Source organism: Micromonospora echinospora, from assembly GCF_014203425.1.
GTDB lineage: Bacteria > Actinomycetota > Actinomycetes > Mycobacteriales > Micromonosporaceae > Micromonospora > Micromonospora echinospora_A.
On sequence record NZ_JACHJC010000001.1, the window covers coordinates 2,252,008 to 2,264,530 of the forward strand.

The window sequence follows — 12,523 nt, forward strand, 5'->3', positions numbered from 1 at the left end:
CCGCCCCCGCGTAAGGAAGGGCCCCCTTTTAACACTCGGTGTTAAAAGGGGGCCCTTCCTCTACCGCAGGCGTTAATAAGGGGCCCTTCCTTGCACGATCAGCAAGCGGTGCCGTTGAGCTTGACCGTGGCGGGGGCGGCGGCGGTGCCGTTGGCGGTGAAGCCGACGGTGACCGACGCGCCCGCCGCCAGCGACGACGCCCAGCCCGGCGCGGCCGCCGTCACAGTGGTGCCGGACTGCGTGACGGTGGCGTTCCAGCCGCTTGCGAGCGTCACCCCGGACGGCCAGGTCCAGGTGGCCGACCACGGGTTCACCGCGGCGGTGCCGGTGTTCTTGACCGTCAGCTCACCCTGGAAGCCACCCGACCAGGAGTTGATCTGCTTGTAGGTGGCGGTGCAGCCACCGGTGACGGGCGGCGGCGGGGTGGTAGGCGCCGGCGAGGTGTTCGGGGTGCCGGTGGGGGACGGGCTGGTGGTGCCGCCACCGCCGGTCGGCGGGATCAGGTACGGCGTGAGGATGTCCTGCTTCGGCTGGTTGATCGTGGTCCAGTCGTCGTTGGCGATGCCGCCGGTGTCACCGGAGTTCGGGTTCCACGACCAGTACGTGAACGACATCCCGTTCACCCCGGTGCCGGTGTACGCCATCAGGTTCTGCAGCCAGATCTTGTCCTTGGGGTCCTGGAGCGTGGTGCCGAACTCGCCCATCATGATCGGCGCGATGTTCTGCTTGTAGAGGTAGCCCCAGTACTTGTCCCAGATGGCCGGCATGTTCGCCGGGTAGGTCGGGTCGTCGAACCAGGCCTGGCGGTAGACCGAGGTGGCGTACTCGTGCGGCGAGTAGACCAGCCGGTTCGCCACGTTCAGCCGGACCGGGAACTGCCCGGCCTTGGACAGGTTGCCGCCCCACCAGCCGCAGTCCTCGTCGTTGCTGGGGTCGTTGTCCCAGACGTTCGACAGGCCGCCGCTCGGGCAGCTCACCCCCTCCACGAAGATCAGCCAGTTCGGCTGCACGCCGAGGATCGCGTTGCCGGCCCGCTCGGCGGCCAGCCGCCAGTCCCGGGCGGTGTCGCCGCAGCCCCAGCAGGCGCCGGTGGCGGCCGGGTTGGTGCCCTCGGCGTGCGGCTCGTTGTGCAGGTCCGCGCCGATCACAGTGGTGTTGCCCGCGTACCGCTGGGCCAGCATCTTCCAGTCGTTGATCCAGGTCGCCTCGGAGACCGTCGAGGTGTACCAGAGCGGCGACTGACCGGCCGACGTCGGCCGGTGCCGGTCCAGGATGACCCGCATCCCCTTGCTGCCCGCGTAGTCGATGACCTTGTCGAGGATCTGCAACGGGGAGAGCCCGATCAGGTCCGGGTTGACGAAGTCGTTGATGCCGGTCGCCGTCGCGCCGGCCTTGAGCGCGTCGTTCGAGTACGGGATGCGCAGCGTGTTGTAGCCGAGCCGGGCCATGGTGTCGAGCTGCGAGCGCCACGGGTTGCTCGACCACAGGCCGTGGAACGTCTTGTTGTCGGTCTCCATGCCGAACCAGTTGATGCCGGTCAGCCGGACGGTCGCGCCCGTGCTGTCGACGATCTTGTTGCCGCTGGTGTGCAGGTAACCGGTGCCGGTGCCACCGGCAGCCGCGGCGGCCGGTGCGGTGGAGACGGCGGCGGCGACGAGAACGCCGGCCGCTGCGGTGGCGAGCGCCGTCAGGGCGCCGCCGAGGGCGGTGCGTCGGTGCATGGAAGCTCCACTTCGGATGCCCGCGCCGCGCAGGCGCCGCGGGCGGCAGGACCAGGAGGCACGTCCCGCTCGTCATCGAGTACGCGCGCAGCGCGCGCCGGGCCGTGTCGTGTGGACGGCCACCCGCGAGATGTCGCACCGGCGATCGTCGACGACGTAGATCAGCCGTCGGTGCCCTCGTGCCGGTGCCTGAACCTGGCTCCGCCGCTCATTCTGATCAGCCTGCCTCGATGCGTCAACCCGGCCCGGACGCAGGTGAGCCCCCGGCCGATCCGGCCGGGGGCTCACCTGTGGCGTGTCTGTCCGCCGGCCTGCCGGCCGGGGTGCTTCCGTCAGCCGGCCTGCTCGGCGAGCTGGAGGAACTGCCGCTTCGACGCGAGCGCCTGCTCGGCCTCCTTGATCCGGCGGGCGTCACCGGCGGCCTGGGCCCGGGCCAGCCGGTCCTCGGCCTCGGCGACCTGAACGCGCATCTGCGCCAGCAGCGGGTTGTCCTCCTTGGAGGTACGCCGCCACGCCGAGTCCATCACCTCGCGGACCTTGTCGTCCACGGCCCGCAGCCGGCGCTCCAGCCCGGAGGCGGCCTCGCGGGGCACGCGACCGGCCTCGTGCCACTGCGCCTGGATCTCCCGCAGCTTCGCCTGGGCGCTCTTCGGGTCGCCGTCGACGTCGAGCGCCTCGGCCTCGGCCAGCAGCGCCTGCTTGCGCTCCAGGTTGGCGCGCTGCTCGTTGTCGCGCGCCGAGAAGACCTCGCTGCGCCGGCTGAAGAACTCGTCCTGCGCGGCCCGGAACCGTTCCCAGAGCTTCTGCTCGGCCTCCTTGGCGGCGCGCGGCGCGGCCTTCCACTGGGCCATCAGGTCCTTGAGCTGACCGGCGGTGACGCCCCAGTCGGTGGACTCCTTGAGCTTCTCCGCCTCGGCGACCAGCTCCTCCTTGACCGTCTGCGCCTGCTTGCGCTGCTGGTCGAGGGAGGCGAAGTGGGCGCCCCGGCGGCGGGTGAAGCCGTCCCGGGCGGCCGCGAACCGCTTCCACAGCTCACCGTCGGTCTTCTTGTCGACGCCGCGGATGGTCTTCCACTCGTCGAGGATCTCCTTGAGCCGGTCCCCGGCGGTCTTCCAGCCGGTCGACTCGGCGGCCAGCTTCTCGGCCTCCTCGACCAGGGTGGTCTTGCGCGCCAGCGCCTCACCCCGGGCGGCCTCGCGGGCCGCCTTGGCCTCACCGGCCTTCTCCTCGGCGAGGACGGCGAGCTTGTCCAGCCGGGCGGCCAGCGCGTCGAGGTCACCGACCACGTGCGCCTCGCCCAGCGAACCGCGGATCCGCCGGATCGTGGTCAGGGAGTGGCCGGCGTCAGCCGCGCCCGAGTTGAGCCGGGCCTCGGTCAGGTCGACCTCGGTCACCAGATCGGCGTAGCGCCGGGCGAAATGGGCGAGCCCTTCCTCCGGTGCGCCTGCCTGCCAGGATCCGACCACCCGCTCGCCCTCGGCCGTCTTGACGTAGACGGTGCCGTCCTCGTCCACCCGTCCGAAGGCAGTCCAGTCGCTCATGTGCCCATCCTCGTTCTCCCGGCGTCGAGGGGACAGTCCCCTCGAATCGCCGCCACGGCGCAGCAAACTTTCTCCCGGCATTGTCACAGGTCCGACCCGGTCCGTGTCGAGCGCCTGCCGTCGACCGTGACCATACGGTGTCGTACGCCCTCGATGACCGGATCGGCGCGGGGACGCACCGGCGGATCCCGATAGGTTGGGGGCGTGCCACTGGTCGCCGCCGCCGTCTGCCCCCATCCGCCGTTGATCGTGCCCGAGCTGGCCGGGGCCGCCGCGCCCGAGCTGGACGACCTGCGCGCCGCCGCCGACGCCGCTGTCGCCCGGCTGCTCGCCGCCGAGCCCGAGGCGATCCTGCTCGTCGGCGGTGGGCCGGAGACCGTCCGGTTCAATGCCGCCGACTGGGGTTCCCTGCGCGGCTTCGGGCTGGACCGGCCGGTGCGGCTGTGGAAGACCTCGTGCTCCGGCGGGGACCGCCTGCCGCTGAGCCTGACCGTCGGCGCGTGGCTGCTCAACCGCTCCGGCACCGCACTGCCCCGCCTGGCCCGGTCGGTGGCGCACGACGCCACGCCGGCCGAGTGCGCGGCGTTCGGCGCGAGCCTGATCGCCGACGACGATCCGCGGGTCGCGCTGCTCGTGCTCGGTGACGGGTCCGCCTGCCGCGGCGTCACCGCGCCGGGGTACGACGACCCGCGCGCGCCCGCGTACGACGAGGGGGTCGCAGTGGCCCTGGCCGGCGCGGACACGGCGGCGCTGCGCGACCTGGACCCGGTGCTGTCGGCGCAGCTGCGGGTCGCCGGCCGCGCGCCGTGGCAGGTGCTGGCCGGCGCGGTCGAGGCGGCCGGCGGCGACTGGCGGGGTGAGCTGGGCTACCACCGCGCCCCCTACGGCGTGGCCTACTTCGTGGCGAACTGGGAGCGGGTGTGACAGTCGTCGCCGTGGTCGGGCCGACCGCTGCCGGGAAGTCGGCGCTGAGCATCGCGCTGGCGCACGCGCTCGGCGGCGAGGTGGTCAACGCCGACTCGATGCAGCTCTACCGGGGCATGGACATCGGCACCGCGAAGCTGACGCCGGCCGAACGCGAGGGTGTGCCGCATCACCTGCTGGACATCTGGCCGGTGACCGAGCCGGCGAGCGTCGCGGAATACCAGGCGCTGGCCCGCGCGGCCGTCGACGACATCCTGGCCCGGGGGCGGGTGCCGCTGCTGGTCGGCGGCTCCGGGCTGTACGTGCGGGCGGTGCTCGAACAGTTCGAGTTCCCCGGCACCGACCCGGCGCTGCGTCAGCGGCTGGAGGCGGAACTGGCGGCTGTCGGTCCCGGTCCGCTGCACGCGCGGCTGGCCGAGGCGGACCCGGGGGCGGCGGCGAGCATCCTGCCCACGAACGGGCGGCGGATCGTGCGGGCGCTGGAGGTGATCGAGCTGACCGGCGCGCCGTTCACCGCGTCGCTGCCGTCGCCCACGCCGTACTACCCGTCGGTGCAGCTCGGCGTCGACCTGGACACGGCCCTGCTGGACGAGCGGATCGCGCTGCGGGTGGACCGGATGTGGGCCGACGGGCTGGTCGACGAGGTGCGGGCGCTGGTCGCCGAAGGGCTGCCCGAGGGGCGTACGGCCAGCCGGGCGCTCGGCTACCAGCAGGTGCTGCGCTTCCTGGCCGGGGAGCTGACCGACGCCGAAGCGCACGAAGAGACCATCCGCGCCACCCGCCGGTTCGTCCGGCGGCAGCGCTCCTGGTTCCGGCGTGACCCGCGCGTGCACTGGCTGGACTCGGCGTCGCCCGCATTTCTCGACACTGCCCTGCGGGTGGTCGCCGAGCATCGGGGATGATGGGGGCGTGGAGTTCACGAAGGGTCACGGCACCGGCAACGACTTCGTCATCCTGCCCGACCCGGACGGCGCCCTCGACCTGACGCCCGGCCTGGTCGCCGCGCTCTGCGACAGGCGGCGTGGCCTCGGCGGCGACGGCGTGCTGCGCGTGGTGCGCGCCGCCAAGCATCCCGAGGGCGTCGCGCTGGCCGGCGAGGCCGAGTGGTTCATGGACTACTGGAACTCCGACGGCTCGTTCGCCGAGATGTGCGGCAATGGGGCCCGCGTGTTCGTGCGCTACCTGCTGGACCGTTCGCTGGCTGCCGCCTCGTCGGACGGGACGCTGCCGATCGCCACCCGCGCCGGCCTGGTCCGGGCCCGCGTCGAGGGCGCGGACGTGGCGGTCGAGATGCGCCGCCCCCGGCTGTACGACACGGCGACCGCCACGCTCGGCGGGCTGACGCTGCCCGGCGCCGCCGTGGACGTCGGCAACCCGCATCTGGTGTGCGCGCTGCCCGCCGCGCTGGAGCTGACCGCGCTCGACCTCACCCGCGCGCCCGACGTCGACGCCTCCACCTTCCCGGCCGGGGTGAACGTCGAGTTCACCACGCCGGGCGAACCGGTCGCCGGCGTCGACGCGCACGTGCTGATGCGGGTCTACGAGCGCGGCTCGGCCGAGACGCTCTCCTGTGGCACCGGCGCGTGCGCGGTCGGCGCGGTGGCGTTGCGCGACGCCGGCCTCGACACCGGCACGGTGGCGGTAGACGTGCCCGGCGGACGCCTCACCGTCACGGTGACAGCCGACTCCTGCTGGCTGTCCGGCCCAGCGGTCCTGGTGGCCACAGGCACCCTGACCCCCTCCGCCCTTGGCGGTTCTGCCGGTTGATCAAGGAGTTTGCGGCGGATTTCCAGTGCTCCGCCGACGCGAACTCCTTGATCAACACCAGCTCGGCGAAGTGGTGGTGTCGCCGGCCCTTTGATGCCACCACCCCGGCGAACTCGTGTTGATCAAGGGTGCTGATACCGCCACTTCGGGGAAGTGGAGCCGATCAAACTGCGCTGAAGGACCTTCTGTTTGACTTGTCCGTCTCAGGGCGAGGCGATGTTGGAGATCTTGGAAGATTCGGGCCCCTATGAGGGCCATTTCCTTCCAAGATCTCGTGTGGACGCTCGTCGGGGACGGCTGACTACCCGGCTGCGGGCGGGCCTTGCAAGACGGCGCTGCGCCGCGAGCGGGAGGAACGTGTCAGGGGGTGGCGCTGGCGTTGGCGGCGATCTCGGGCAGGTCGGCCGGGCCCGGGTCGGCTGCGGGGGCCGGCGTGGCGGCCGGGTTCTGGGCAGCGGCCCGTACGGCGGCGGCCACGGCGGGGGCGACCCGGGAGTCGAAGACGCTGGGCACGATCACCGTCGGGTTGATCTTTTCCTCGCCGACGACGTCGGCGATGGCCCGGGCGGCCGCGAGCGCCATCTCCTCGGTGAACTCCTCGGCGTGCGCGTCGAGCATGCCGCGGAACACGCCGGGGAAGGCGAGCACGTTGTTGATCTGGTTGGGCTGGTCCGAGCGGCCGGTGGCGACCACGGCGGCGTACTTGCGCGCCTCGCGCGGGTCGACCTCCGGGTCGGGGTTGGCGAGCGCGAAGACGATCGAGTCCTTCGCCATCTGGGCGACGTCCTCGCCGGTGAGCAGGTTCGGCGCGCTGACGCCGATGAACACGTCCGCGCCGCGTACCGCGCCGGCCAGGTCGCCGGAGTAGTTCTCCTTGTTGGTGTTCTCGGCCAGCCACTGCCAGGCCGGGTTGAGGTCCGGCAGACCGCGGTGCAGGGCGCCCTGGCGGTCGTACGCGATGATGTCGCCGACGCCCTGGCGCAGCAGCAGCTTCATGATCGCGGTGCCGGCCGCGCCGGCGCCGGAGACCACGACCCGGACGTCCGCGAGCTGCTTGCCCACGACGCGCAGCGCGTTGGTGAGCGCGGCCAGCACGCAGATCGCGGTGCCGTGCTGGTCGTCGTGGAAGACCGGGATGTCGAGGGCCTCGCGCAGCCGGGCCTCGATCTCGAAGCAGCGCGGCGCGGCGATGTCCTCCAGGTTGATCCCGCCGTACGCGGGCGCGATCGCCTTGACGATCGCCACGATCTCGTCGGTGTCCTGGGTGTCCAGGACCACCGGCCAGGCGTCCACCCCGCCGAAGCGCTTGAACAGCGCGGCCTTGCCCTCCATCACCGGCAGCGAGGCGGCCGGGCCGAGGTTGCCCAGGCCGAGCACGGCGGTGCCGTCGCTGACCACGGCGACGGTGTTGCGCTTGATGGTGAGCCGGCGGGCGTCGGCCGGGTTCTCCGCGATCGCCATGCAGACCCGGGCCACACCCGGGGTGTACGCGCGGGACAGCTCGTCGCGGGTGCGCAGCGCGACCTTCGGGGTCACCTCGATCTTGCCGCCGAGGTGCAGCAGGAACGTCCGGTCGGAGACCTTGCGCACGTCGACCCCGTCGAGCGCGGTGAGCGCGTCGACCACCTGGTCGGCGTGCCCGGCGTCGGCGGTGTCGCAGGTGAGGTCGACGATCACGTGCGCGGGGTCGGAGTCGACCACGTCGAGCGCGGTGACGATGGCCCCGGCCTCGCCGGCGGCGGTGGTGAGCCGGCCGATGGAGGTGGCGTCGGCGGGTACCGCGATCCGGATGGTGATGGAGAATCCGGCACTCGGCAGTCGTGTGTTGGCCACGAGAAACTCCTCCGTCGGCGCTGAGCGGCTCGACTGGCATTTCTACTCGCCTGCCCAGGTCGCCCGGCATCCGCCCCCGCTACCGGTCGGTAGCGTCACGGGCATAAGACAGGTGCGCCCGGCGTTGACACATGTCAGGATTGCTGTCACGCGCCGAAAATTCTCGGCGATGCACATAACGGACAGGAGACGCAGTTTGCGCGAGCAGGAGACCTTCCATCCCTACGAGGACGACGAGCTCAAGGCCACCACGGGTGAGTACGAGCTGTCGGAGCGGCAGGCGCTGCGGCGGGTCCCCGGCCTCTCCACCGAACTCACCGACATCACCGAGGTCGAATACCGCCAGCTGCGGCTGGAGCGGGTCGTCCTGGTCGGGGTCTGGACCGAGGGCACGCAGACCGACGCCGACAACAGCCTCACCGAGTTGGCGGCGCTGGCCGAGACGGCCGGCTCGCAGGTGCTCGAAGGGCTGATCCAGCGCCGGCACCGGCCCGACCCGGCCACGTACATCGGCCGCGGCAAGGTCGACGACCTGGGCGCCGTGGTGCTCGCCACCGGCGCCGACACGATCATCTGCGACGGTGAGCTGTCGCCGTCGCAGCTGCGCAACCTGGAGCAGCGCACCAAGGTCAAGGTGGTCGACCGGACCGCCCTGATCCTCGACATCTTCGCCCAGCACGCCAAGAGCAAGGAGGGCAAGGCGCAGGTCGAGCTGGCCCAGCTCGAATACCTGCTGCCGCGCCTGCGCGGTTGGGGCGAGGCGCTGTCCCGGCAGACCGGTGGTAGCGGTCGCGGCGGTGGCGCCGGCGGCGGCGTGGGTCTGCGCGGTCCCGGTGAGACCAAGCTGGAGACCGACCGGCGGCGCATCCGCCACCGCATCGCGCGGCTGCGCCGCGAGATCAAGAGCATGGCGACGGTACGCCAGACCAAGCGCGCCCGGCGCACCCGTAACGCGGTGCCCGCGGTGGCCATCGCCGGCTACACAAACGCCGGCAAGTCCAGCCTGCTCAACCGCCTCACCGGGGCGGGCGTGCTGGTGGAGAACGCGCTGTTCGCCACGCTGGACCCGACCACCCGCCGCGCCACCACGTCCGACGGGCGGCTCTACACGCTGTCCGACACCGTCGGGTTCGTCCGGCACCTGCCGCACCAGATCGTCGAGGCGTTCCGCTCGACGCTGGAGGAGGTCGGCGACGCGGACCTGGTCGTGCACGTGGTCGACGGCACCCACCCGGACCCGGAGGAGCAGGTCCGGGCGGTACGCGAGGTGCTCGCCGAGGTGGGCGCCGACCGGCTGCCGGAACTACTGGTGGTGAACAAGACCGACGCCACCGACGAGGAGACGATGCTGCGGCTCAAGCGGCTGTGGCCGGACGCCGTGTTCGTCTCCGCGCACAGCGGGCGCGGGATCGACGAGCTGCGCGAGGCGGTCGAGCGCCGACTGCCCCGGCCGGCCGTCGAGGTGCGCGTCGTGCTCCCGTACGACCGGGGTGACCTGGTCGCCCGGGTGCACCGGCAGGGTGAGGTGCTCAGCACCGCGCACCTGCCCGAGGGCACGCTGCTGCACGTACGGGTGGGCCAGGGGCTCGCCGCCGAGCTCGCGCCCTACCGGGCGGGGGACCGGCTGACCAGCGACGAGCGGGTGGGCGCCGGACGGTGAGCCGTCCGGCGTCACCCGCCGGAAACCCCCGCCGTGCGACACTGAGCGTCATGCGGCACGTTGTCTCCTCGGTCACGCTCGCGCTCGGCCTGGTCGGCGCGGTCGTGGCGCCGGCCGGGCCGGCCCCGGCGGCACCCGCCGCGGCCCCCGTGCTGGCCGCGGCTCCCAAGAAGAAGTGCACGGTCGAGGACAACCGCCTCCGCGAGCTGTCCGGCCTGATCGCCACCAGCAGCGGATACGTCGTGATCAACGACGGCACCGACGACGCCAGCCGCAAGCGGGTCTTCTACCTGGACGCCAAGTGCAAGGTCGACAAGGAGGTCCGGTACTCCGGCGACGGGCCCTTCGACACAGAGGACCTGGCGCTCAGTCCGGACCGCAAGACCCTCTGGATCGCCGACACCGGCGACAACGTGGAGAAGAAGACCCGCCGGGAGCGGGTCGCGGTCTGGACGATGCCGCTGAGCGGCGCGAAGCAGCCGGTGCTGCACCGGCTCAGCTACCCGGGCAAGGAGCCGCACGACGCGGAGGCGCTGCTCGTCGGCGACGACAACATGCCGCTGGTGATCACCAAGGAGCTCTCCGGCAAGTCGGAGATCTACACCCCGACGGTGAAGCTGAAGGCCGGCGGTGACCCCGAGCCGATCCCGATGAAGAAGGTCGGCGAGGTCACGCTGCCGAAGACCGACACCGAGAACAAGCTCGGCTCGCCGGGCAGGGCGCTGGTGACCGGCGCGGCCCGCTCACCCGACGGCAGCAAGGTCGTGCTGCGCACGTACGCCGACGCGTTCGAGTTCGACGTGGCCGGCGGCGACATCGTCAAGGCGCTGACCACCGGTAAGCCGCGGATCACCCCGCTGGCCGACCCGTTCGGCGAAGCGATCTCGTACACGCCCGACGGCAAGTTGTTCGTCACCGTCTCCGACGGCGGGACGCTCGACGACTCGGACCCGATCGAGATCCTCAGCTACACGCCGTCCACCACCGGGGTGGAGGCGCTTCCGAACGGCGGGAAGGCCGAGACGAAGGCGGCCGCCGAGAAGTCCTGGCTCGAAGGGCTCTCACTCGACGAGATCACGTACCTGATCGCGGCGGTCGGGGTGCTCGGCGCGCTACTGGTCGGCGCGGGCGTCTTCGGCATCCTGCGGTCGCGGCGCAAGCCGGCGCCCCGCGCGACGGCCGGGGAGCCCGAGCGCAGCGGCGAGTTCCCGGTGAACGGCTTCCCGTCGGGCGAACGGCCGGACGCCCCGCGCGGCGGGGTCTACGGCGGTGGTCAGGGCGGCGTCTACGGTGGCGCGGCGAACGGCGGCCGTCCGCCCTCCGGCGGTGGCCGGCCGGGCGGCGGCGTGTACGGCGGCGCGCCCCGGGGCGGCGGCCGTGGCCAGGGTGGCGGCCGTCCTCCGGGCGGTGGCGTCTACGGCGGCGGCCCGGCCGGCGGCGGAGGCCGCGGTGGCGGTGTCTACGGCGCAGGCCAGGGCGCGCCGGGTGGCGGTACGGGCCAGGGCGGTCCGGCCCGTGGCGGCCCGGGTGGCGGCGGAGGTCAGGGCGGTTCGGGCCGTGGCGGCCAGGGTGGCGGCTACGGCGGCGGCCCGGGTGGGGCCGGATACCGCGGGCAGCCCGGCGGCGGGCCGCGCGGGGGCGGCGGCCGGGCCGAGCCGCCGCGTCGCGGCCAGGAACCGCGTGGCGCGCGCCGCGACGACGATTACGACGACCGGGGCCCGTACGGCCCGGTGTCCGGCGGCGGCCGGGAGTACCGGGGCGACCGCTACTGAGACGACACGGAAAAGGGGTGACCTGCGACGGTCACCCCTTTTCGCTGCTGTCGGGTCAGATGCGGCGCAGCACCGCGACGACGCGGCCCATGATGGTGGCGTCGTCGCCGGGGATCGGGTCGAAGGCCGGGTTCTGCGGCATCAGCCAGACGTGCCCGTCCCGGCGCCGGTAGGTCTTGACCGTCGCCTCGCCGTCGAGCATCGCGGCCACTATGTCGCCGACCTCGGCGTTGGGCTGCTGCCGGACGACCACCCAGTCGCCGTCGCAGATCGCCGCGTCGAGCATCGAGTCACCCTTGACCTGGAGCATGAAGACCTCGCCCTCGCCGACCAGCTCGCGGGGGAGGGGGAAGATGTCCTCCACAGCCTGCTCGGCCAGGATCGGGCCACCGGCGGCGATGCGGCCCAGCATCGGCACGTACGCCGGGGTGGGCCGCTGCGCGCGGGCGGCCTCGTCGTCGGCCTCGCCCGGGGCCCGGACGTCGACGGCGCGCGGCCGGTTCGGGTCGCGGCGCAGGTAGCCCTTCTTCTCCAGCTCCTTGAGCTGGTAGGCGACGCTGGACGGGGAGACCAGCCCGACCGCCTCGCCGATCTCGCGCACGCTCGGCGGGTAGCCGTGCCGCTCGACCCAGGTGCGGATGAACTCCAGGATCCGCCGCTGCCGGGCGGTCAGGTCGACGGTCGCCGGGTCGGGGAAGCTGCTCACCACCGGCGTGACCGGGCGCACCGCCGCGGGGGCGGTGCGGCTGCGGGCGGCGCGGGGGCGGCGGGTCGCCGGAGGACCCGCCCCGTCGTTCGGCTGCGGGTTCTTCTGCCGGCTGGCCCGGTCCTCGGTCACGTCCGTCCCTCCCTGGTCGGCGCTGGGGTGCCTCGTCGGCTCGTGGTGCGTGTGGTCTGACCGTATAGGTGAGATCGGTCATTTTCAAACATCTGTACGACCTGGTGTCGGCGTGTCGCGCCGAATTCCTGGATTTCCGAACTGTTGTTCTGATAGAAGAGTACGCCGCTCGTACAGATGTTCCATCCGGCAAGCCCGTGACTAGCACGGGAGGCCGTCCGTTGGGCTCCTCGGTGGCGTCGCGCCGGACGTGATGCTGGCGACGCGCCGGACACGCCGACCAACTTGACCTCGCTTGGGGTTCGGCATACGGTCGACCCCTAGATGTAGTAGTCATACGGGCGTAAGTTGCCCACAGGTTGGGTTCAACTACCGAACGCACTCCCGCACCGCACACTCGGCGACGGTCATCGGACGATGACTCCGCCGTGCCGACGCGTGCCCGGGAGCCGGTAGGTGTGCCCGCG

9 protein-coding genes are annotated in these 12,523 nt (G+C 72.4%); 5 read left to right on the top strand and 4 right to left on the bottom strand.

Annotated elements, in window-relative coordinates:
- Positions 1-98 precede the first annotated feature (98 nt).
- Positions 99-1,721: a cellulase family glycosylhydrolase gene (locus tag FHU28_RS10725; protein WP_184683332.1), complete on the bottom strand. Its 1,623-nt coding sequence runs from the start codon at positions 1,719-1,721 to the stop codon at positions 99-101.
- A 332-nt stretch (positions 1,722-2,053) separates the two neighbouring features.
- Positions 2,054-3,262 carry a DUF349 domain-containing protein gene (locus FHU28_RS10730; RefSeq protein ID WP_184683334.1) on the bottom strand — a complete coding sequence of 403 codons (1,209 nt, stop codon included), beginning with the start codon at positions 3,260-3,262 and terminating at the stop codon, positions 2,054-2,056.
- Positions 3,263-3,466: 204 nt separating this feature from the next.
- Here FHU28_RS10730 and FHU28_RS10735 point away from each other — a divergent pair, with 204 nt between their 5' ends.
- From FHU28_RS10735 to dapF, 3 genes are read left to right on the top strand one after another with little or no spacing between them, the layout of a single operon-like run.
- Entirely contained in the window at positions 3,467-4,186 is a 720-nt protein-coding gene (locus FHU28_RS10735) for a class III extradiol dioxygenase subunit B-like domain-containing protein (RefSeq protein ID WP_184683336.1), read from the top strand.
- Positions 4,171-5,088, top strand: coding sequence for a tRNA (adenosine(37)-N6)-dimethylallyltransferase MiaA (gene miaA, locus FHU28_RS10740; protein WP_221453837.1), 918 nt, complete (start codon positions 4,171-4,173; stop codon positions 5,086-5,088). The genes FHU28_RS10735 and miaA overlap by 16 nt, the downstream gene beginning before the upstream one ends.
- Positions 5,089-5,095: 7 nt before the next feature.
- Positions 5,096-5,953: a diaminopimelate epimerase gene (dapF, locus tag FHU28_RS10745; RefSeq protein ID WP_184683340.1), complete on the top strand. Its 858-nt coding sequence runs from the start codon at positions 5,096-5,098 to the stop codon at positions 5,951-5,953.
- Between the two features lie 360 nt (positions 5,954-6,313).
- Here dapF and FHU28_RS10750 read toward each other — a convergent pair whose 3' ends face one another.
- Entirely contained in the window at positions 6,314-7,786 is a 1,473-nt protein-coding gene (locus FHU28_RS10750) for an NAD-dependent malic enzyme (protein WP_184683342.1), read from the bottom strand.
- Positions 7,787-7,982: 196 nt separating this feature from the next.
- Here FHU28_RS10750 and hflX point away from each other — a divergent pair, with 196 nt between their 5' ends.
- Together hflX and FHU28_RS10760 are read left to right on the top strand one after the other, a co-directional pair.
- The gene (gene hflX, locus FHU28_RS10755) at positions 7,983-9,446 is read left to right on the top strand and encodes a GTPase HflX (protein WP_184683344.1); all 1,464 of its coding nucleotides are present in this window, start codon (positions 7,983-7,985) and stop codon (positions 9,444-9,446) included.
- 50 nt (positions 9,447-9,496) lie between these two features.
- Positions 9,497-11,218, top strand: a complete 1,722-nt coding sequence (locus FHU28_RS10760) for a WD40 repeat domain-containing protein (protein WP_184683346.1) — start codon at positions 9,497-9,499, stop codon at positions 11,216-11,218.
- A 55-nt stretch (positions 11,219-11,273) separates the two neighbouring features.
- Here FHU28_RS10760 and lexA read toward each other — a convergent pair whose 3' ends face one another.
- On the bottom strand, positions 11,274-12,056 hold the full coding sequence (lexA, locus tag FHU28_RS10765) for a transcriptional repressor LexA (RefSeq protein ID WP_116504900.1): 783 nt from the start codon (positions 12,054-12,056) through the stop codon (positions 11,274-11,276).
- Between the last annotated feature and the right edge of the window lie 467 nt (positions 12,057-12,523).

Coding starts and splice junctions, on each gene's coding strand:
- FHU28_RS10725 (WP_184683332.1), bottom strand. CDS start 1,721: ATGCACCGACGCACCGCCCTCGGCGGCGCCCTGACGGCGCTCGCCACC.
- FHU28_RS10730 (WP_184683334.1), bottom strand. CDS start 3,262: ATGAGCGACTGGACTGCCTTCGGACGGGTGGACGAGGACGGCACCGTC.
- FHU28_RS10760 (WP_184683346.1), top strand. CDS start 9,497: ATGCGGCACGTTGTCTCCTCGGTCACGCTCGCGCTCGGCCTGGTCGGC.